At 71.3% G+C, this 20,672-nt stretch carries 16 protein-coding genes; 4 read left to right on the forward strand and 12 right to left on the reverse strand.

Going from position 1 to position 20,672, the window contains the following annotated elements; genetic code table 11:
- Positions 1–88: 88 nt before the first annotated feature.
- From glgA to ACSMXO_RS15050, 5 genes are all read right to left on the reverse strand, one after another.
- Positions 89–1,315, reverse strand: coding sequence for a glycogen synthase (glgA, locus tag ACSMXO_RS15030; protein ID WP_346258597.1), 1,227 nt, complete (start codon positions 1,313–1,315; stop codon positions 89–91).
- 69 nt (positions 1,316–1,384) lie between these two features.
- On the reverse strand, positions 1,385–2,278 hold the full coding sequence (locus ACSMXO_RS15035; RefSeq protein ID WP_455418205.1) for a patatin-like phospholipase family protein: 894 nt from the start codon (positions 2,276–2,278) through the stop codon (positions 1,385–1,387).
- A 30-nt stretch (positions 2,279–2,308) separates the two neighbouring features.
- The gene (locus ACSMXO_RS15040) at positions 2,309–3,505 is read right to left on the reverse strand and encodes a hypothetical protein (protein ID WP_455418206.1); all 1,197 of its coding nucleotides are present in this window, start codon (positions 3,503–3,505) and stop codon (positions 2,309–2,311) included.
- Positions 3,506–3,520: 15 nt separating this feature from the next.
- Positions 3,521–4,552: a fatty acid desaturase family protein gene (locus ACSMXO_RS15045; RefSeq protein WP_455418207.1), complete on the reverse strand. Its 1,032-nt coding sequence runs from the start codon at positions 4,550–4,552 to the stop codon at positions 3,521–3,523.
- 446 nt (positions 4,553–4,998) lie between these two features.
- Complete coding sequence (locus ACSMXO_RS15050) at positions 4,999–5,640, reverse strand: LysE/ArgO family amino acid transporter (RefSeq protein WP_346258601.1); 642 nt, start codon at positions 5,638–5,640, stop codon at positions 4,999–5,001.
- Positions 5,641–5,712: 72 nt separating this feature from the next.
- Between ACSMXO_RS15050 and ACSMXO_RS15055 the strand changes: the two genes are divergently transcribed.
- The 3 genes from ACSMXO_RS15055 to pgm all read left to right on the forward strand — a co-directional run bounded on the left by ACSMXO_RS15055 (position 5,713) and on the right by pgm (position 9,721).
- A complete protein-coding gene (locus tag ACSMXO_RS15055) occupies positions 5,713–6,603 on the forward strand; it encodes a LysR family transcriptional regulator ArgP (RefSeq protein ID WP_346258602.1) in 891 nt (296 codons plus the stop codon).
- Positions 6,604–6,739: 136 nt separating this feature from the next.
- Positions 6,740–8,002, forward strand: coding sequence for a glucose-1-phosphate adenylyltransferase (glgC, locus tag ACSMXO_RS15060; RefSeq protein ID WP_455418208.1), 1,263 nt, complete (start codon positions 6,740–6,742; stop codon positions 8,000–8,002).
- 72 nt (positions 8,003–8,074) lie between these two features.
- Positions 8,075–9,721, forward strand: coding sequence for a phosphoglucomutase (alpha-D-glucose-1,6-bisphosphate-dependent) (gene pgm, locus ACSMXO_RS15065; protein WP_455418209.1), 1,647 nt, complete (start codon positions 8,075–8,077; stop codon positions 9,719–9,721).
- 39 nt (positions 9,722–9,760) lie between these two features.
- Here the strand turns inward: pgm and ACSMXO_RS15070 are convergent, their stop codons facing one another.
- From ACSMXO_RS15070 to ACSMXO_RS15085, 4 genes are all read right to left on the reverse strand, one after another.
- A complete protein-coding gene (locus tag ACSMXO_RS15070; protein ID WP_455418210.1) occupies positions 9,761–10,204 on the reverse strand; it encodes a hypothetical protein in 444 nt (147 codons plus the stop codon).
- 116 nt (positions 10,205–10,320) lie between these two features.
- Positions 10,321–11,697 carry a type VII secretion-associated serine protease mycosin gene (gene mycP / locus ACSMXO_RS15075; RefSeq protein WP_455418211.1) on the reverse strand — a complete coding sequence of 459 codons (1,377 nt, stop codon included), beginning with the start codon at positions 11,695–11,697 and terminating at the stop codon, positions 10,321–10,323.
- On the reverse strand, positions 11,694–13,133 hold the full coding sequence (locus ACSMXO_RS15080; protein ID WP_455418212.1) for a hypothetical protein: 1,440 nt from the start codon (positions 13,131–13,133) through the stop codon (positions 11,694–11,696). Before ACSMXO_RS15080 ends, mycP begins: the two co-directional genes overlap by 4 nt.
- The gene (locus ACSMXO_RS15085; protein ID WP_455418213.1) at positions 13,126–13,602 is read right to left on the reverse strand and encodes a hypothetical protein; all 477 of its coding nucleotides are present in this window, start codon (positions 13,600–13,602) and stop codon (positions 13,126–13,128) included. Before ACSMXO_RS15085 ends, ACSMXO_RS15080 begins: the two co-directional genes overlap by 8 nt.
- Positions 13,603–13,945: 343 nt before the next feature.
- On the opposite strand from ACSMXO_RS15085, the gene ACSMXO_RS15090 reads away from it, so the two are divergent.
- Positions 13,946–16,000, forward strand: a complete 2,055-nt coding sequence (locus tag ACSMXO_RS15090; protein WP_455418214.1) for a glycerophosphodiester phosphodiesterase family protein — start codon at positions 13,946–13,948, stop codon at positions 15,998–16,000.
- Positions 16,001–16,078: 78 nt separating this feature from the next.
- Here ACSMXO_RS15090 and ACSMXO_RS15095 read toward each other — a convergent pair whose 3' ends face one another.
- From ACSMXO_RS15095 to ACSMXO_RS15105, 3 genes are all read right to left on the reverse strand, one after another.
- Positions 16,079–17,203 (reverse strand): DegT/DnrJ/EryC1/StrS family aminotransferase, encoded by a 1,125-nt coding sequence (locus ACSMXO_RS15095; protein WP_346258609.1) that lies wholly within the window; start codon positions 17,201–17,203, stop codon positions 16,079–16,081.
- A gap of 99 nt (positions 17,204–17,302) precedes the next feature.
- Positions 17,303–18,403, reverse strand: coding sequence for a Gfo/Idh/MocA family protein (locus tag ACSMXO_RS15100; protein ID WP_455418215.1), 1,101 nt, complete (start codon positions 18,401–18,403; stop codon positions 17,303–17,305).
- Between the two features lie 225 nt (positions 18,404–18,628).
- A complete protein-coding gene (locus ACSMXO_RS15105; RefSeq protein ID WP_455418216.1) occupies positions 18,629–20,527 on the reverse strand; it encodes a polysaccharide biosynthesis protein in 1,899 nt (632 codons plus the stop codon).
- Positions 20,528–20,672 lie beyond the last annotated feature (145 nt).

Here is a 20,672-nt window from a genome sequence, read left to right on the forward strand (position 1 = left end):
CGGCTGGCCGGCCCGCCGCCCCGACAGCCAGGCGTCATGATCCGGGAGCGTCCGGCGTGCCAGGCGGGGCGTGCGGAACGCTCCCGCATCAGCCGAGGGCTTCCCGGTAGACCGCCACGGTGCGGTCGGCGATGGCGTCCCAGGAGAAGTGTTCGACCGCCCGGCGCCGGCCGGCCCGGCCCAGCTCGACGGCGCGTCTCGGGTCGTCGAGCAGTTCGGTGATCGCGGCGGCCAGGTCGGCGACGAAGCGCTCCGGGTCGAGCGGCGTGCCGGTGCCGTCGCCGGCCTGGGCGATCGGCACCAGCAGGCCGGTCGCGCCGTCCGCGACCACCTCGGGGATGCCGCCGGTGGCGGTCGCCACCACGGCGGTCTCGCAGGCCATCGCCTCCAGGTTGACGATGCCCATCGGTTCGTAGACGGACGGGCAGACGAAGACGGTGCTGTGGCTGAGGATCTGGATCACCTCGGGCTTGGGCAGCATCTCGGCCACCCAGACCACCCCCTCCCGGCTGGCCCGCAGTTCGGCGACCAGCGCCTCCACCTCGGCGGCGATCTCCGCCGTGTCCGGGGCACCGGCCAGCAGCACGAGCTGGGCGGTCGGCGGCAGCCGGTGGGCCGCCCGGAGCAGGTACGGCAGGCCCTTCTGCCGGGTGATCCGGCCGACGTACGTCACGCTCGGCCGGTCGGGGTCGACACCGAGCCGGTCCAGCACGTCGGTGCCGGAGTCGGGGGCGTACTGGTGGGTGTCGATGCCGTTGTGCACCACCCGGACCCGCTCCGGTGCGACCGCCGGATAGGCGGCCAGCAGGTCACGCATCATCCCGGCGGAGACCGCGATCACCGCGTCGGCGGCCTCCAGCGCGGTCCGCTCGCACCACGAGGAGAGCGCGTAGCCGCCGCCGAGCTGCTCTGCCTTCCACGGCCGCAGCGGCTCCAGACTGTGCACGGTCACCACATGCGGTACCCCGTGCAGCAGCTTGGCGACGTGGCCGGCGAGATTGGCGTACCAGGTGTGGCTGTGCACCACGTCGGTGCCGGCGGTGCCGGCCGCCATCGCCAGGTCCACCCCCATGGTGCGCAGCGCGGCGTTGGCGTGCGCCAGTTCCGCCGGCTCGGGGTACGCGGTGACGCCGGGATCGGCGTACGGGGACTGGCGGGGTGCGCCGAAGCAGTGCACCCGGGTGTCGGCACGGGTACGCAGTTCGCGGGCGAGGTATTCGACGTGCACCCCGGCCCCGCCGTACACCTCCGGGGGGTACTCCCGAGTCAGCAGGTCGACCCGGAGCCGCCGGTCGTCGGGTACGGATTCGGTCACAGCCGGCACCCTAGTGCAGCCCGCCGCGCTCCGCCGGACAAGTCCGCTGCGCTGTCCAGGTCGAGAGCTCTACTGCCGCTTCAACTCTCCGAGGGGCGCCAGAGCGCTCAGCGCACGCATGCCGTCCTGGTAACCCATCTCTTCGAGCACGAGCAGCTTCTGCCTGTCGGTCTCCAGCCGATGCCCCAGCCGCGCCTGGTCTACCGGCGCGATCCGGATGACCCGCACTCCCGCCACCGACCCGTACTCGGTCAGGTCCTCGATCGCGGCGCCGAGCGGATTCCTGGCCAGCAGCAGGTGTTTGATCGACGACGAGAGGTTGGGCAGGAGCCTGACCACGTACGACTCGCGACGGCTCTCCAGCTCCCTGCCGAGATTCGGCTTCGCCACGCTGGAGATCGCGATGATGGCCGTCGGATTCCGGCGCGCCGCCCGCAGCACCGGTAGCGGATCGCTTATGCCGCCGTCGATGTAGCGGCGATCGTCGATCATCACCTTCCTCGGGTACAGCAGCGGGATGGCCATCGTCCCGCGCAGCGCGCGGTAGAGGTCGTGGTCCGACTCGCTCCGGGCCAGGTCGACGTATCGGGCCGAGCCGTCGTGCGCGTCCGTCAGGCCCACCTCGAAGGTGAGGTCTCGGCTGGCGAGCGCCTTGACGGAGAGCGAGGTCACCGCAGCTATGGTGTCGACGAGGAGGTCGACGTCGACGATCTTCCGGAGGCGCCAGAGGTTGATGAAGCGATCGCCGCCGAGCCTGTCCAGGAACGCATCCGCCGCTTCGGCGACCGCCCGGCTCTCCGGCCTGGCGAGATGCGCGGCGAGCACGGCTCCCGAGACGCAGCCGGCGCTGGCCGTGTGGATGGTCTGCACCCGGTCCGCGTAGCCACCCTCGACGACCGCCCGGATCGCGCCGAGACAGTATATCGAGCGCATTGCGCCGCCCTGGATCACAACGGAGATCATTCTGGGGCTCCTAAATGGGTCGGCCGATGGTCATGGTGAGAAGTATTTGACCACCTGAATGGAAATCGCAGAGATGGGGCCGAGGATGGAGAGGGCGCCGGCGACCAGCCATCGCTGTCGTATCGGGGTTGAGGGAATCTTGGCAATGTATTCGAGTCGTTGATAGGCGACCAGGAGCAGCAGCAGGCCCTCCGTATCCGTCCGTCCGGCGTTCTTCTTTATCTCCTCCGCCACCTCCCGCGTCTGGGCCTCCTTGTCTCGCCGGACCTGACGGCGGAAGTTTATGTTGACGGCGAAGAACACATAGCCGACGACGCCGATGAACACCGAGAGCAGGACGACGGTCGCGATGGTGCCGGTCGCCGGCTCCAGAAAGAAGGACAGCGCCCAGGCGCTGAGTAGCGTGCACAACGCTCCGGCCTGCATGTTCGTGATTAACTGCCGTAGTCGGAGCCAGCCGAAGAACCCGTCGGGGTTTAGCATGTTGGCCCTGAACTGGTAGTCGTTGTGGAGACGCTTCAGGAACGAGACATACGTGAGACCCACCACCGCCTCCGCGTAGACCATATAGATGCCGATCGCCCCAAAGAGAATCCAGGCTACACCTCCGGGGCGTAGCGGTTGGAGACTCGCCCACCACTCGTCGTAAAGCCCGGGAGCGAGAAATCCGAACAGCCCGGACTGGAGCGCCAGGTTGGTGAGAGTCGTGAAGGCGAGGGCGACCGCGAATGCGAGAGGCGAGAACTTTCCCCAACGCCGAAGCCGGAGATTGACCGCTTCCACGGCCTCGGTGAGCTTCCGCCGGCCGGCCTCGTCGTACTTGACGCAGCCGGACGCCTCCATCTCGGAATGCAGGCTGGCGGCTCCCCAGTACAGGGCGTAGACCAGCGGCACCGAGGCGGCGATGGTGAAGGTCAGGATGATGGACGGATAGTCGCGCAGGTAGGGAACGGACGTGTCGACACCGTTCGACTCGTTGCGGAGCGCGAAGAGCCAGATGTCGTTCCACAGGGCGTCCGCGTCCTTCGACCGCAGGAACAGGCCGGATGCGGCTGCCGACCAGATGGCCGCCAGCGCGGTCAGTGCGGCGGTGCAGAGGGCGACGGTCAGGTTGCCCGCCGCGGCGCCGTCCAGCCTGGCCAGGATCAGAGGTTCCACGACGAATGGCCTCAGGTCCGGGATGGGCGCCGGTTCGGTGCGCTGCGTTTGTTTCGGTACTGGCTGCACCCTGAATCCTTTCGGCTATCTGTCGAGGCTGCTGCCGAGCCTGTGCGGGAGGCTGTCGGAAGGGCGCCGGGCGAGGCTGCGGACGAGCGACGCGTGCGACCGGAGGGCCTCGATCATGTTCCTGTGCACCGGTAGGTCGATGCCGATCTCCCGAAGGTCCGCCCGCAACCGCGCGGTCACGGCCGGCAGTTCGAAGAAGGTGAGACTCGGTGCCAGGTGGTGGGCGACGTGGAAGTTCACCCCACCGCAGAGCCACCACCAGAAGTCCTGCGACCGGCCCACGTCGGTGGTGCGCAGTACCTGCTCGCACAGGGGCCAGCGGGCCGAGTAGTCGTCGCTGGCGTCGGAGAGCGCGGTGTTGTGCTGGACCTGGGTGACGAAGGAGACCAGCGTGCCGGTGAGCAGGTGGAAGACGAGGAAGGTCAAGACCGCCCCCCGCAGGGACTGCGCGAGAAGGACCGGGACCCAGACGACCACCGGCCCGGCGTACTTGTCGACCAGGAAGAACCAGCCGGGCGTCGTGATCCTGATTCCGGGAAGGTTGTTGTAGCGGCGTACGAGACCGGGCTCGGCCGGCTTGAGCATGTTCAGCGTCGAGAACGGGAGCAGTAACCACATGTGGACGTGTTGGGTCAGGTGCAGTGGCTGCCACTGCTGCGCGGACGAGACCCGGCCCAGCCGACCGAACTGGATGTCGGGATCGAACTCCGGGTTTCCGGGGTATCGGTGATGGAGTCGGACATGCTTGTAGGCCCACCAGCTCGGACTGAATCCGACGGGACTCGCACCGAGTCGGGCCAGCAGGAAGGCGACGGTGGCGGGTGCCTGGACGCTCCGGTGGACCGAATCGTGGAACCAGGAGCCGAGTACGGAGACGGTGGCTATCGCGAAGACGGCTATTGCGGGCAGGTTGTAGGGAAAGGCGAACAACAAGATCCCGGTGTAACCGCCGAGCAGTGGCAGTACGCGTGACGCCGCGTCCGCGGCCACCCGGGTAGGTGTCGGATGCTGCCGGTCGGCGAGTTCGCGGGCCCGGAAGGCGCGCAATCTGGCCTCAAGATATTCCGACCTACGGAGACCGGTGACGGTCGCTCCCGTGGCCTGCGTTCGGAGTGTCATTCGGCCCACGCTCACAATGTCGGCCCTAGCTGGGATGACGAGCACCGTGCCGGTGGTCCGTCCACCGTTGTCTCGGCATCCTCCGGTGCCGGGTGATGGCGGTCGGACGGGACTTCCGCTCCGGGCGGAACGGGAAATGCCGGGTGCGGTGATCGACGGACGGAACCGCGTGGTGGGCTTGTCGGATCACGATCCTTGGTGGGCCACGAGGAAGCCGCATATCGATCGGTACGACTATAGGGGCTGTTTATATGACCTTCCTCAACCGAACGGTCATCCTTGCTGTCGTCTCGCCGACGTCCCTGATGTCGTCACCTGTCGCCGTGCCGTCGACCCTGGGCGCCCGATGCGCCGCCGACCTCGGGCGGGGCCGCTCAGCCCGCCACCAGGCTCACGCCGATGGTGATCATCGTGATCGCGATCAGAGCGTCCAGGACCCGCCAGGCGACCGGGCGGGCGAAGACCCGGCCGAGCAGCCGGGCCCCGTAGCCGAGCGCGGCGAACCAGACGAAGCTGGCGAGCGCGGCCCCGGCCCCGAACGACCACCGGCCGGCCTGGCCGTGCGTGTTGGCGATCGAGCCGACCAGCAGGACGGTGTCCAGGTAGACGTGCGGATTGAGCCAGGTCATCGCCAGCACGGTGAGTACCGCGGTGCGCAGCGTCGAGGTGCCGCCGCCGGTGCCGGCCCGGAGGCTCTGGGTGGCGAAGACCCGGCGGGCGGCGAGCAGGCCGTAGCCGACCAGGAAGGCGGCGCCGGCCCAGCGGACCACGGTGAGCGCGACCGGGGCGCGTTCGACCACCGCCCCGATCCCGCTGATGCCGGCCAGGATCAGTGCCGCGTCCGAGACGGCGCAGATCGCCACGATCGGCAGGACGTGTTCGGCGCGTACGCCCTGCCGGAGCACGTACGCGTTCTGCGCCCCGATCGCCACGATCAGGGAGAGGCCGACGCCGAACCCGGCGACGAGGACGGGCAGTACACCGGAGGTGGCGGCGGCAGTGGAGGAGAGGATCACGGGCCCGACCCTAGGTAACCCGTCCGGACCACTCCAGCTAATCATTCTTATGATTCATTAGACTTGCTTAACGTGGACCTCCAGTTCGAGCAGCTCCGGACCTTCGTCTCCGTCGTCGACGACGGCTCGTTCGAGGCGGCGGCCCGGCGGCTGCACGTCACCCCCTCGGCGGTCAGCCAGCGGATGAAGGCGCTGGAGAGCACCGTCGGCCGGGTGCTGGTCGAACGCGGCAAGCCGGCCCGCCCGACCCCCTCGGGGCAGGTCGTGCTCCGGCTGGCCCGCCAGGTCGCGCTGCTCGCCACCGACGCGCTCCAGGAACTCGGGCAGGACTCGGCCGAGCCCGCGGAGTTCAGCCGGATCCCGATCGTGGTCAACGGCGACTCGTTGAACACCTGGGTACTCCCGGCGCTGGCGGCGGCCGCCCGCGAGCGGATCTGTGTCGACGTCTACCGGGAGGACCAGGACCACTCGGTCGAACTGCTCCGCCAGGGTACGGCGATGGCGGCGATCACCTCCGAGTCCCGGCCGGTACAGGGCTGCGCGGTACGCCCGCTCGGCCGGATGCGCTACCGCCCGATGGCCAGTCCCGAGTACCTCCGGACCTGGTTGCCGGACGGCCCGACCGTCGAGGCACTGGCCCGCGCCCCGATGGTGGTCTTCGACCGCCGGGACGACCTCCAGGAGCGCTACCTGCGGCAGCGGTCCCGCCGGGACTGGAACCCGCCGCGCAACTACGTCCCGTCCTCGGGGGATTTTCCGGAGGCGATCCGGCTCGGGCTCGGCTGGGGGATGGTGCCGCCCCAGCAGAGCGAGCGCTATCCGGCCGGCAGCCTGGTGCCGATCGACCCGGCGGCGGTGGTCGAGGTTCCGCTCTACTGGCAGCAGTGGCGGCTCGACTCCCGGCTCCTCGGCGTACTCGCCGACAGCGTCGCCGCCGCGGCCGCCGAAGCCCTCGACGGGTAGCCGAGCCCGGGCAGGTCCGCGCCGGCCCGCTGAACCCCGTCGCGGGCGTCCTCGGCCAACCCCGGCTGGTGCCGTGGATCCGGACGAATCGGGCCGTTGAAGATCTTGCTGGGACGAAGCCGACGAGCCCCGTGCGGTGGGCTGCCGGCTCCGTTACCGTCGGGACATGTCAGCCAAGGTCCTCGCGATCGTCCTGGCCGGGGGTGAGGGCAAGCGACTGATGCCCCTGACCGCCGACCGTGCCAAGCCGGCCGTTCCGTTCGGCGGCATGTACCGCATGATCGATTTTGTGCTGTCCAACCTGGCCAATGGCGGGTTCCTGAAGATAGTGGTGCTGACCCAGTACAAGTCGCACTCGCTGGACCGGCACGTCACCAAGACCTGGCGGATGTCGAACCTGCTCGGCAACTACGTGACGCCGGTACCGGCGCAGCAGCGCCGCGGACCGTGGTGGTTCGCCGGCTCGGCCGACGCGATCTACCAGAGCTTCAACCTGATCAACGACGAGCAGCCGGACTACGTCATCGTGTTCGGCGCCGACCACATCTACCGGATGGACCCCCGGCAGATGCTGGAGCAGCACATCGACTCCGGCGCCGGGGTGACGGTCGCCGGCATCCGCCAGCCGCTCGCCTCCGCCGACCAGTTCGGGGTGATCGAGGTGGGGTCGGACGGCCGGCGGATCCAGGCGTTCCGCGAGAAGCCGACCGACGCGAAGGGCCTGCCGGACGCGCCCGACGAGATCTACGCGTCGATGGGCAACTACGTCTTCACCACCAGGGTGCTCTGCGAGGCGGTGGAGACCGACGCGGCCGACCGGGCCAGCAAGCACGACATGGGCGGCAGCATCATCCCGATGCTGGTCGAGCGGGGCGAGGCCAACGTCTACGACTTCCGCGACAACGAGGTGCCGGGCAGCACCGACCGGGACCGGGCGTACTGGCGGGACGTGGGGACGCTGGACTCGTTCTACGAGGCGCACATGGACCTGATCGCCGTACACCCGGTCTTCAACCTCTACAACTACGAGTGGCCGATCTACACCGACCACCCGCCGTGGCCGCCGGCCAAGTTCGTGCACGGGCTGGAGGAGCGGATCGGCCGGGCGGTGGAGTCGATGATCTCCCCGGGGGTGGTGATCTCCGGTGCGCTGGTGGAGAACTCGGTCGTCTCGCCGAATGTCCGGGTGCACTCCTGGGCCCGCGTGGAAGGCTCGGTAGTGATGGAAGGGGTGGAGATCGGCCGGCACGCCGTGGTCCGCAACGCCATCCTCGACAAGAACGTGGTGGTGCCGGAGGGCGCGGAGATCGGCGTCGACCTGGACCGCGACCGTGAGCGGTACACGGTCTCCGACCGTGGGATCGTGGTCATCGGCAAGGGGCAGCGCGTCGAGCCCTGACCCGTCGGCCGCCACCGGCGGAGCCGGCACCCCCGGTTCCGCGTTCCCACACCCGTGCCAGAAGGAGGTCACATGTCGGTACACGCCCGCGCCGGCCAGCCCGCCGAGCCCGAGGACCTGGTGGACGTGCCCCGGCTCGTCACCGCGTACTACGCCGAGCAGCCGGACCCGGCCGACCCGGCGCAGCAGGTCTCGTTCGGCACCTCCGGGCACCGTGGGTCGAGCCTGCGGGCGGCGTTCAACGAGCAGCACATCCTGGCGATCACGCAGGCGACCTGCGAATACCGGCGGGACCAGGGCGTCGACGGGCCGCTGTACCTGGCCCGGGACACGCATGCGCTCTCCGAGCCGGCCATGGTGAGCGCGCTGGAGGTGCTGGCCGCCAACGAGGTGACGGTGCTGGTCGACAGCCGGGACGGCTGCACCCCGACCCCGGCGCTGTCGCACGCGGTGCTCCGGCACAACTCCGGGCGTACCAGCGGGCTCGCCGACGGGATTGTGATCACCCCGTCGCACAACCCGCCCTCGGACGGTGGGTTCAAGTACAACCCGACGCACGGCGGCCCGGCCGACACCGACGCGACGAGGTGGATCCAGGACCGGGCGAACGCGCTGCTGGCCGACGGACTCCGCGAGGTCAGGCGCATCCCGTACGCCCGGGCGCGCGCCGCCGACACCACCGGCCGGTACGACTTCCTCGCCGAGTACGTCGACGACCTGCCCTCGGCGCTCGACCTGCCGGCGGTACGGGCCGCCGGGGTGCGGATCGGCGCGGACCCGCTGGGCGGGGCGAGCGTGGCGTACTGGGGCGAGATCGCGGACCGGCACGGCCTGGACCTGACCGTGGTGAATCCGCTGGTCGACCCGACCTGGCGGTTCATGACCCTGGACTGGGACGGCAAGATCCGGATGGACTGTTCGTCCCCGTACGCGATGGCCTCGCTGATCGCCCGGCGCGCCGACTACCAGGTCGCCACCGGCAACGACGCCGACGCCGACCGGCACGGTATCGTCACCCCGGACGGCGGCCTGATGAACCCGAACCACTACCTCGCGGTGGCGATCTCCTACCTGTTCGGCAACCGGCCCGACTGGTCGGCGGACGCGGCGGTCGGCAAGACCCTGGTCTCCTCGTCCATGATCGACCGGGTCGCCGCCGACCTGGGCCGGAAGCTGCTGGAGGTCCCGGTCGGCTTCAAGTGGTTCGTGCCGGGGCTGCTGGACGGCTCGGTCGGCTTCGGCGGCGAGGAGAGCGCCGGGGCGTCGTTCCTGGCCCGCGACGGCCGGACCTGGACCACCGACAAGGACGGCATCCTGCTCTGCCTGCTGGCCGCCGAGATCATCGGGGTGACCGGGCGGACGCCGAGCGAACACTACGCCGACCTGGTGTCCCGGTTCGGCGAGCCGGCGTACGCCCGGATCGACGCGCCGGCCGACCGGGCCCAGAAGGCGGTGCTCGGGCGGCTCTCCCCGGACCAGGTCACCGCCACCGAACTGGCCGGGGAGCCGATCACCGCCATCCTGACCGAGGCGCCGGGCAACGGTGCGGCGATCGGCGGGCTGAAGGTCAGCACCGAGTCCGGCTGGTTCGCCGCCCGCCCGTCCGGTACGGAGGACGTCTACAAGATCTACGCGGAGTCCTTCCGGGGACCGGAGCACCTCGGCCGGCTCCAGGAAGAGGCGCAGGCACTGATCACCGAGGTGCTGAAGGGCGCCTGACCGGGCCGGGAGCCTCGCGGTGGCAACCCGGACGTCGGGTCAGGCGGTCTCGGGCCACCGGTCACCGGCGTCGAGCCGCTTGCGCAACAGCGCGGCCAGCGGCATCGACTGGCCGTCCGGCCCGCCCTCACCGACGACCAGCTTCGCGGATTGCGGCCGGACAGTCGCACCGGTGAACCGGGCACGCAGGCTGGTCGGCACGGTCAGCAGGTAGAAGTTGCCGGCGTCGTCCACCGCGTGGATCCGGGCGAGGTCCAGGTACCAGCCGGTGAGCTTGGTGCGGTAACGGGTACGGCCGTTGTAGGCGAGTGCGGTCAGTCTGGTCTGCCGCAGCCCCCGCTCCCGGGCCTGCGCGATGAACGCCGCGACGAGCTGCCGGGCCTGCTCGTGCTCCGCGTCCCGACGGTGCTGGTCGGCCAGTGCCCGGGCGGCGACCGCCTGCCGTCGTTGCTCCGCCCAGTCACCGGACCCGTCCTGCCGCATCTCAAGGACGGTACGCCCACCCCGCGTCCCGCCCACGACCGACGTGTCCGGCCTGAACCCGACCTGCCAGCGGCCTGGATCGTGTACCGGTGGTTGAGGTAGGCGCGTACCCGCAGCTATCCGCCCGGCGGCGGTGTGCCAGGGTGCCTCGGCGGGTACGGCGGTCCGGGTGGGCCGTAACCGGGCGGATGGCCGCCCGGGGGGTGCTGCGGTGGCGCCGGATATCCGGACGGATACGGCCGTGCACCCGGTGGTCCCGGGTACCTCGCCGTCGGAGCGGGACGGGGCGGCACCGGGTGCCCAGGAACGGAAGGCCCCCCGCCGCCTTGTCGCCGGCGTCGGCCACGCACCAGCAACCAGCCGAGTACGCCGGCACCGGCCAACGCCACCAGCAGGCAGAGCCCACCGACCACGTACGCGGCGGGGCTGAGCCGGACCTCGGCCGACCCGTCGCCGGGCGGCGGTGCGGCCACGGCCGGTGACCTCGCGTCCCCCGTGGGAGTCGGTCGGGTGCCGGGGCTGGGCTGGGCCCCGGCCGGCTCGACGTCGGCGGTCAGCGCCTCGACGAGGTTTAGCACCCCGTGGCCGTACTCGGGATCCCGGCCGCGGGCGCCCCGGTCGGTGGCGGTCGCGGTGAGCCGGTGCACCACCTCGGCGGCGGAGAGATCCGGATATCTCGCCCGGACCAGGGCGGCGGCCCCGGCCACGATCGCCGTGGAATCGCTCGTCCCGGTGGCGGACTGGTACGCCCCGGTCCGGCTGGTGGAGGCGATGTCCACGCCGGGCGCGACAAGCCCGATCGCGTCGCCGGTGACGCTGACCGGGGCGAGTTTCCCGTCCCGTCCGGTGGCGCCGACGGCGAGCACTCCCGGGTAGGCCGCCGGATAGCCGACGAACGCGTCGTCCGGCCGGTTCCCGGCGGCAGCCACCAGAACGACGTCGGCGGCCAAAGCCTCCTGGACGGCCTGCTCCAGGCTCTCGCTGGCGCCGCCGGAGAGCGATAGCGACAGCACGCCCGCCTTGCGGCGAACCGCCTCCCGGATCGCCGGCGGCAGGTCGTCGCCGGCACCGACCTTGGTCCGGGAACTCCGTACCGGCAGGATCTTGGCCTTAGGGGCGATCCCGAGCACGCCGTCGGCGTTGTCCGGCCCGTGCCCGTGCCCGGCGATCAGTCCCGCCATCGCGGTGCCGTGTCCGTCGGTGTCCTGCCGGCCGTCGGTCCCCGCGCCGGTCACGTCGACGCCGGGCAGGACGTTGCCGGTCAGGTCCTTGTGGTCCGCCCGTACCCCGGTGTCGATCACCGCCACCACGACCCCGGCGCCCTGGGTGACCCGGTGCGCCTGCGCGACGCCGAGCGCCCGCAGGTGCCACTGCCGGTCCCGGGCCGCGTCCGCCATTGCCGGTGGGGCGCCGACCAGTGCCACGAGCAGACCGCAGACGGCTGCCGCGCACCAGCGCGGCAGCCGTGCGTGGAACCTGGTGGCTCTCCTCACCGGTCCTTCCCGAGGATTCCGCCACCGGGCTCGTGTCGGCCGACGTCCCGGTTCGGCTCGATTTCGGGCGCGACGCCCTGCTCGACCTCCCACGGATTGTCGGGGTCCCAGTGCTTCTGCTCGGGTTCCTCCTGGTCGCGACGGCCCCGGGTCCCGCTGGCCGCGCCGGGCACGCCGCCGGTGCCGGGTCGGCGGGGGCCCGACCTGGCGCCGGCCGGGCCGGGTCGGCCGCCCTGCGGCCCGATGACGCCACCGACCGGATTGATCCCCTTGGGTACGCCGCCCGAGCGGGGTGCGCCGACGCCGCCCGGTGGCACGCCGACGTTTCCGCTGGGCCGGGCACCGATCACACCGCCCGGCGGCACACCGGTCGGCACCGTACCGAGCGGGCCGACCTTGCCCGGCACGCCGGGGACGCGTGGCCCGTTGCCGAGTCCCGGGCCGGTGCCCGGTGGTCCGCCGGGACCGGGTGGCACGCCGATGGTGGGCGGGACGACCAGTGGTACCGGAGCCGGCGGCCCGGTGGTCGGCGGGGCGGGCGGAACCGCTGTGACGGGCGGGGGCGGCCCGGTGGTCGGCGGGGCGACAGCGGTCAGGCTCGGACCCTCCTCCACCGGGTAGGTGGGCGGAGTGACCTGTTCCGGGGTCAGTTCGGTGTGGATGTCCGGCGGCGGCGTCCCGTCGATGTAGCCGGGCCGGGAGTCCTCCACCTCGCCCCGGCGGCGCGGCGGCGGGTTGACCACGGGCGGCCGGACCGTCCCGTCCGAGTCGTCGTCGAATTGCCGGGGATCGCCCTCCTTGTTGGTCAACGGTGGGACGTACTCCGGCGGCGGCTGGATCCGGCCGCCACCGTCCCGCGCCGCGCCGTCCACCTCCGCCTGCACCGCGCGGGCCCGGGCGACCAGCGCCGCCTGCTGGGCATCGCTCACCGGCGGATCCGTGAAGAGCGTCATCCCGCCCTCGCCGAGGAAGTCCCCGGCCTTCTGGCCCAGGCTGGTCAGGCCGAAGCGCGATCCGGCGACTCCGCCGGCCGCCGCCCCGACGTCGCCGGCCAGTTCGACCTGCCGCTGATAGTCGGCGAGCTTCCGCTGGTTTTCCAGGTATTCCTTGTAGATCGGTTCCAGCTTGGTCCGCGCCTGCTCGATGGCGTCCGCCACGTGCCCGATGTGCGTGGCGTTGTTCTGCGCCGCGGTCGACGTCTGTCGGCTCGCCTCGATCAGCCGGTCCAGCTCGACCATGTACGCCGCCGAGGCCGCGTTCTGCTCCGGCGGCCACAGAGCGGCGAGCTGGTTGCGGCAGTTCTGCAATCTGGCGGCGTGCCCGCTCAGCATGCTGGACGCCCGCTCCCAGGCCGCCACCTGGTCCCGGCTCGGCTGTAGCTTCTGCTGCGCCGCCTCGACCAGCCGCCACAGGTGCGGGATGTACTCCTCAGCCATTGCCGTCGCCTCCGGTCCCGGTGGCCGGTGCGGCCGGGTTCGCGCTGGAAGCCGGCCTGGTCTGTTCGGTCGGTGGCAGGACCTGGTGCACGTCGCTGACGGTAGCGTGCGCGAACGCGTCGGAGCCCCGGTAGTTGGCCGCGATCTGCTCGGCCGCCTGTGCCACCGCCTGAGTCCCCTTGTCCAGGTTGACCAGTGCCTCCAGGCTCTTGTGGATGCACTCGTCGTAGCGCTCCTGGAGGTGCAGCCAGTCGTCGCCCTCGAGCCGGTCGCCGATCGTCGCGCCCTGCTGCATGGCGTCGTGCACCGGGGGCACCTGGGTGCGGTAGCCCTCCTTGAGTTCCTCGCGCATCGCCGCCGCCGCGCTCGCCAGACCGTCGATCTCGACATTGATCTGGCCGATGACCGCGGCGGCTGCCGCGCCGATCGCGCCGGCTGCCGCGCCCACCGATGGACCAACCGGGCTCATCGCAACCCCTCCCCGTGGATGGTTGGGTGACGTGGTCGCGGCTCATTGTAGCCGAAGCACAACCGACTGTTGTTGTCAAATCGGACGCCCTCGATCGCGCAATGGACAGTGCGCTCCGGTGTGCGCTGCCCGACCGGTCGGACATCCCCACCGGTTCGTCCGATCCGCCGTCGGGCCGTCGACCCCGGTTCACGCCGATGTCGCCCACTGCACGCCTCTCGGCCGCCGACTGTCGTGATGCTGTGCCCCGATCACCGGGTCAGACCCGGCTCGACCCTCGACAGCGCACCGGAGGCCCGGTCGACCCGGGCTCCGACGCACCACATTGGAATAGGTGATACCGATGTCCCGACGGCGCCAACTGATCGGCGCGCTGCTGGTGACGGCGGCCGTACTGGCCGGGACGCCCACCGGCGTCCAGGCGGGCGAGCGCCACCGGCCGGAGTCCCGGCGGAGTTTCGACCTACAGGCTCACCGGGGCGGGCTCGGCCTGCGGGTGGAGAACACCCTCGCCTCGTTCGGCAACGCGCTCCAGCTCGGGGTCCGCACCCTCGAACTGGACGTGCAGGTGACCGAGGACCGTCAGGTGGTGGTCACCCACGACCGCCGGGTCAGCGGTACGAAGTGCGTCGACACCGCCCCGGCCACCCCGGGCGACCCCGAGTTCCCGTACGTCGGGAAGTACGTCAACACGCTGACCCTGGCCCAGGTGCGTACCCTCGACTGCGGCACCAGGACGCTGGCCGACAAGCCGGGGCAGCTCGCCGTACCCGGGGCCCGGATGCCGTTGCTGCGCGAGGTCTTCGCGCTGGTGAAGCGCTACCGGGCGGACGACGTCACGCTCAACGTGGAAACCAAGGTGGAGGCCGGCGCGCCGACCGAGACCGCGCCCCGTGAGCAGTTCGTGCAGCTCACCGTGGCCGAGATCCGGGCCGCCGGGCTGGTACAGCAGGTGACCATCCAGAGCTTCGACTGGGGTGCGCTGATGCGGGTGCGTCAGGTCGAGCCCCGGCTGCCGTTGGTCGCGCTGACCAACTACGACTTCCTGCAGACCGGGCAGCCGGGTGCCTCGCCCTGGCTCGGCGGCCTCGACATCGACGACTTCGGCGGCGACCCGATCACGGCGATCAGGACCTTCGGCGCCACCGCGTTCTCCCCGGTGCACGGCTTCCCGCAGAACGGCACGGTCACCGACCCGGGCTACCGGCCGTACGTGACCAAGGAGATGGTCGCGCACGCGCACCGTCACGGCATCAAGGTGGTGCCGTGGACGATCGACGACGTGCCGACGATGGCGAAGCTGCTCGACGACGGGGTGGACGGCATCATCACCGACTACCCGGACCGGCTGCGTACCCTGCTGGCGCAGCGCCGGATCCCGCTGCCGAAGGGGTACGCCGCGCCGTTCGACATCCAGGCGCACCGGGGCGGCCGGGCGACGCGGCCGGAGAACACCCTGCCGGCCTTCGCCAAAGCGCTCGGCAATCCGGCGATCTCCACGCTGGAGCTGGACACCGGCGTGACCCGGGACGGTCACCTGGTGGTGCTGCACGACCGGACCGTCAACGGCAGCCACTGCGAGGACACCGCCCCGGCCTGGCCGGGTGACCGCGCGTTCCCGTACGTCGGCAAGCGGGTGCACGACCTGACGCTGAAGCAGATCCGGGCCCTCGACTGCGGCACGAAGACGCTGCCGGAGCTGCCGGAGCAGGTCGCCGCGCCGGGTGCCCGGATCCCCACCCTGGACGAGGTCTTCGACCTGGTGCGGCGCAGCGGTCGCCGGGATGTACGGCTGAACATCGAGACCAAGCTCAGCCCGCTGGTGGACGACACCGAGCCGTACCGCAGCTTCACCGCGAAGCTGGTCCGGGCGGTCGAGCGGGCCGGTTTCACCGACCGGGTGACGATCCAGTCGTTCGACTGGCGGACCATCACCCACGCCCGGAAGCTGAACCGGCGGATCGAGACCGTCGCGCTGGTCTGGCAGTACGGCCCGGCCGAGTGCGCCAGCCTCGCCGACGAGTGCTCGCTGCGGGCGGTCTACGGCGACCCGTCGGTACGCAGCCCGTGGACGGCCGGGCTGGACTGGTGGCGGTACCGGGACCTCGGCAAGCTGGTCCGGGCCTCCGGCGCCGGCACCGTCTCGGCGAACTGGCAGGTGCACGACCCGGCCCAGGGCACCGTGCCGTCGGCCGACTGGTACCTGCGGCAGGATCCGGCGTACTTCCACGGCCCGACGGTCGCCGACCTGCAACGCCGGTACGGGCTGAAGGTCGTGCCGTACACGGTGGACGATCCGGCGGTGATGCAGCGGGTGATCGACCTCGGGGTGGACGGCATCATCACCGACTACCCCGAGCGGCTGGTGACGGTGGCGATCCGCAACGGCCTGCGTTGAGCCCGTCCGGAAGCTGAGCCCGCCGGGAAGCTGAGCGGACGACGGGGCGGGCCCTCCGGACGACGGAGGGCCCGCCCCTCACACCCGCTCGAAGTAGCCACGCACCTCGGCGACGACCGTCTCCAGTTGCTCCTCGGTGAGCTCCGGATAGATCGGCAGGGAGAGGCACTCCCGGGCCCACGCCTCGGTGACCGGCAGGTCGCCGGGCTTGTGCCCGAGCGAGGCGTACGCCGGTTGCAGGTGCAGCGGGATCGGATAGTGCACCCCGGCGCCGATGCCGGCGTCGCGCAGGTGGGCCAGCAACCCGTCCCGGTGCCGGGTCCGGAGCACGAAGAGGTGGTAGACGCCCCGCCGGTTCGGCGGCTCGGCCGGCAGCACCAGGTCGCCGACCCCGTCCAGCCGGGACCGGTACGCCGCCGCCAGGTCCCGCCGCCGCTGGTTGCCCTGGGCCAGCGTGCCCAGCTTGACCGAGAGTACGGCCGCCTGCACGGTGTCCAGCCGGGCCGCGTAGCCGACGGTGAGGTGCTCGTACTTGCTGGTGCGGCCGTGGTCGGAGAGCCTCCGGACGCGCTCGGCGAGGGCCGGGTCGGAGGTGGTGACCGCGCCCGCGTCGCCGAACGCGCCGAGGTTCTTGCCGGGATAGAACGAGAAGCAGCCGATCCGGCCGTACGCCCCGGCCCGGACCACCGATCCGTCGTCCCGGACGTACTCGGCGCCGTGCGCCTGGGCGGCGTCCTCGATCAGCGGCACCCCGGCGGCCGAGGCGAGCGCGCCGATCGCGGTCAGGTCGACCGGCAGGCCGTAGAGGTGCACCGGGAGCACCGCCCGGACCCGGTCGACGACCGACTTCAGCGCGTCCGGGTCCATCCCGCCGGTCTCGGTGTCCACCTCGACGAAGCGCGGCCGGGCACCCAGCCAGCTCACCGGTTCGGCGGTGGCGACGAAGGTGTGCGCCGGCACCGCCACCTCGTCGCCGGGCCCGATGCCGAGCGCGGCCAGGCTCAGGTGGATCGCGGCGGTGCCGGAGGCGACCCCGACCGCATGCGTGGTGCCGCAGAAGGCGGCGAACTCCGACTCGAACTCGCCGACCTCCCGGCCGAGGATGAACCGGGTGTCCTCGACGACCGCGCGGATCGCCGCGTCGATCGCGTCCCGCTGCCGGTGGTAGGCGGCGGCGAGGTCGACCAGGGGAATTCGGGGCATCTCAGGCTCCTGTTGCTCGGTGAACCCCCTGCGGCCCGCCGTGGCCGCCGGTCGGGCCGGGGCGCTGGCGGCGCCGGGCGATTCAGGGTGCAGAGGTGGTCAGTGCGCGGCGGTGGTCAGGTCGGGGTGCGGGCCGTCGGGGTGTGGACGCCGGCGGTACGTCCCGGCGGCGTCCATCGGGCCGGCGACGGGCGGCACCGGCACCGTCGCGCCGCCGGCCCGCAGCGAGGCGTCGGCGGCCTCCAGCACCGCCACCACCCGGGCGCCGTTCCAGCCGTCCGTCCGGGGGCGTGCCCCGGTGCGGACGCAGTCGAGGAAGTGCCGCAACTCCAGGCTGAGCGGTTCCGCCGGGGAGAGCACGGGTACGTGCACCGCGTCGTCGCGCAGCCGGTAGCGCCGCACGCCGTCCCCGTCCGGCTCCAGCGGGTCCGCCCCCTTGTCGTGCACGGTGAGCCGGGCGTCGGTGTTCAGGTCGTCGTAGACCAGCATCCGCCGGGTACCGACCACGGTGGTACGCCGGGTCTTCGCCGGGTCCAGCCAGCTCACGTGCATGTGCGCCACCACGTCTCCCGGATAGCCGACGGTGACGAAAGTGACGTCCTCGACGCCGTCGTGCAGGTAGCGACCGCCCTGGGCGGCGACCCAGCGCGGCTCGGCGTCGAGCAGGTAGTTGGCGATCGAGACGTCGTGCGGCCCGATCGACCAGAAGGTGTGCAGGTCGTTCTGGATCCGGCCCAGGTTGAGCCGCTGGGAGTGCAGGTAGAGGACGTCGCCGATCTCGCCGGACCGGATGTAGTCGCGCATCCGCTCGACCGCCGGGACGTACTCGAAGGTGTGCCCGACCATCAGCACCAGGCCGTACCGGTCGGCCGTCTCGGCCAGCGCGACCGCGTCGGCGACCGACATCGCCAGCGGCTTCTCGACGAAGACGTGCTTGCCGGCCGCCAGCGCCCGGCGGGCCAGCGGCGCGTGGCTCGGCGCGGGAGTGGCGATCAGGACCGCCCGGACCTCGTCGTCGCCGAGCACCGCGTCCAGGTCGCCGGTGGCCCGCACCCGCGGGTAGCGCTCGGTGGCCGCCTGCCGCCGTTCGGGGCTGGCGTCCACCAGGTAGCGCCACCGGTCTCCGGCCAGCTTGTCGAGGTTCCGGGCGAGATTGGTGCCCCAGTAGCCGAAGCCGATCAGGCCGAACTTCTCGGTCACGGTGGTGTCTCCAGGAGATCGGTGACTGTGGAAATCGTCGCCGAACATCGCGCGGACATTTCTGCGACGCGAATTCCGTTCGGCGACGATCACTCGCTGTCGGTGGTGTGGAAAAGTGTCGACAGGCGGGTGAAGGTGGCCGCCGGAAGCCCGGCGGCAATTCCCCGAAATCCTGCTACGGCCCGGCGGCGACCCGCCAGCGGCGTGTCCAATTCCCGACCGGTGTCACGTCGACCGGGACGAGGAGGGGCGAGCGTTTCGGGTATTCGGCACCAGCGCCAGGGGCGGGGTGGGCTGGTCCGGCTGGCCGCAGAGCCAGGCAAGGCGTTCGATCACCTTCTCCGGTTCGTCGAACGGGTCCAGCCCGGTCACCTCGGTCGGGTTCATCGGCGGAACCGACACGTGCGAGACCAGCGGGTGCAGCGGCCGTACGTCGAGTTCGCCGTCACCGAGCAGTTCCTCGTGCAGCTTCTCGCCGGGCCGCAGACCGGTGTAGACGATCCGCGGCGGGCCAGGTACCTGCGCGGCGAGTTGTCTGGCCAGGTCATCGATGCGTACCGGGGCGCCCATGTCGAGCACCAGCGCCTCGCCGTCCCGCCCGATCGCCGCCGCCTGCAGGACCAGTTGCACGGCCTCGTGCACGCTCATCAGGTAGCGGGTGACGTCGGGGTGCGTGACGGTGATCGGCAGTCCGGCGTCGATCTGTGCCCGGAACGCGGTCACCACGGATCCCCGGCTGCTCAACACATTGCCGAACCGTACGCTGAGGAATGTGCCCGGGCTGTTCGCGGCGGCGTACGCGGTCAGCCGTTCGGTGATCCGCTTGGAATAGCCGAGTACGCTGATCGGGTTCGCCGCCTTGTCGGTCGAAATGTTCACGAACCTGGCCACGTCCCGAGCGGCATTCAGGACCGACAGCGTACCCCAGATATTCGTCTTGATCGCCTCGCCGGGGTGCCGCTGCAACAGCGTGAGGTGTTTGAGCGCGGCGGCGTGGAAAATGATGTCCGGACGCCGCTCGCGAATAATCCGCGAGATTCCCTCGCTGTCCCGCAGATCGGCCAGGATCAGCTCCGGCCCGTCCAGCAGCGCCCGGCCGGTGACGGAGAGTTGCAGGCTGTGCAGCGCCGACTCGTCCCGGTCGAGCATCATCAGCTCGGCCGGGTCGGCCCGGAGGATCTGCCGGCACAGTTCGGCACCGATCGAGCCGCCGGCGCCGGTGACCAGTACCCGTTGCCCGGTCAGTGCCGAGTCGGCGGTGACCAGGGCGGCGGCCACCTGGCGACGCCCGAGCAGGTCGTCGATCTCCACGTCACGTACGTCGGCGACGCTGATCCGGTGGTCGACCAGTTCGGAGACCGGCGGCAGCACCTTGAAGTCGGCGCCGGCCTGTAGGGTCGCGGCGCGGACCTCGCGGATCAGCTCGGCGTCCGCGTTCGCCACCGAGAAGATCACCGTGGTGGCACCGGTCTGCGCGACCGCCTCCCGGATCTCCCGGCGGCCGCCCAGCATCCGGACGCCGTCGATCCGCAGGTTCCGCTTGTCGAGGTCGTCGTCGAGCAGTCCGACCGGCAGATATCTGCCCTGTGGGTCGGTGACCAGGGCGTGCAGCAGGCCCTGACCGGCCGAGCCGAGGCCGAACAGCAGCACCGGGGTCGCCGACCGGGTGTCCGGGCGCAGCCAGCGGTCCCGGCGGTGCCGGTACGCGGCCCGGGCGCAGACCATCAGCAGCAGGGCCACCGCCGAGCCGACCAGCGGGGTACTCGCCGGGACCGGCCGGTCCGGCTGCGCGATGTCGGCCAGGAACACCAGGATCGCGGTGCAGGCCACCGTGACCGAGAGGGCGCGCAGGTCCGGCAGGCTGCCCAGCGGATGCCGGCCCAGATAGCGGCGGCCGACGGAAGCGATGGTGGCGTGCAACGCGGCGGCGAGCATGCCGACGGCGAGCGCCCGGACGAACTGACTCGTGGTCAGGGCGAACTCGTATCTGGTCCAGGCGCCCGAGCCGAAGCCGATCGTCCAAGCCGCGGTGTCGGTGACCAGGAGTGCGGCCCTGCCCAGAGCGGGCTGCCTGCGGCGGAGGGTCGGCGGGCTCTCGGTCGTGGCGGCGGCGCTGGGCGGCATGGAGTCTCCTGGTGTCCTGATGCGAGCGGTATTCGGGCAGCTCAGCGGGGGAATTCCCGGCGGGTAAACCACACTTAGCCCCTTGCTGGGGCCTTAGGGGCCACTTTCACGTTTTTCGTGCCTTCGACGGCTTCTGCCGTGCCGC

Source organism: Plantactinospora sp. DSM 117369 (genome assembly GCF_053764795.1).

Excerpts from the sequence above, each read along its gene's own strand:
- ACSMXO_RS15035 (WP_455418205.1), bottom strand. The coding sequence starts at position 2,278 with ATGATCTCCGTTGTGATCCAGGGCGGCGCAATGCGCTCGATATACTGT.
- pgm (WP_455418209.1), top strand. The coding sequence starts at position 8,075 with ATGTCGGTACACGCCCGCGCCGGCCAGCCCGCCGAGCCCGAGGACCTG.
- ACSMXO_RS15070 (WP_455418210.1), bottom strand. The coding sequence starts at position 10,204 with ATGCGGCAGGACGGGTCCGGTGACTGGGCGGAGCAACGACGGCAGGCG.
- ACSMXO_RS15080 (WP_455418212.1), bottom strand. The coding sequence starts at position 13,133 with ATGGCTGAGGAGTACATCCCGCACCTGTGGCGGCTGGTCGAGGCGGCG.
- ACSMXO_RS15085 (WP_455418213.1), bottom strand. The coding sequence starts at position 13,602 with ATGAGCCCGGTTGGTCCATCGGTGGGCGCGGCAGCCGGCGCGATCGGC.
- ACSMXO_RS15090 (WP_455418214.1), top strand. The coding sequence starts at position 13,946 with ATGTCCCGACGGCGCCAACTGATCGGCGCGCTGCTGGTGACGGCGGCC.
- ACSMXO_RS15095 (WP_346258609.1), bottom strand. The coding sequence starts at position 17,203 with ATGCCCCGAATTCCCCTGGTCGACCTCGCCGCCGCCTACCACCGGCAG.
- ACSMXO_RS15105 (WP_455418216.1), bottom strand. The coding sequence starts at position 20,527 with ATGCCGCCCAGCGCCGCCGCCACGACCGAGAGCCCGCCGACCCTCCGC.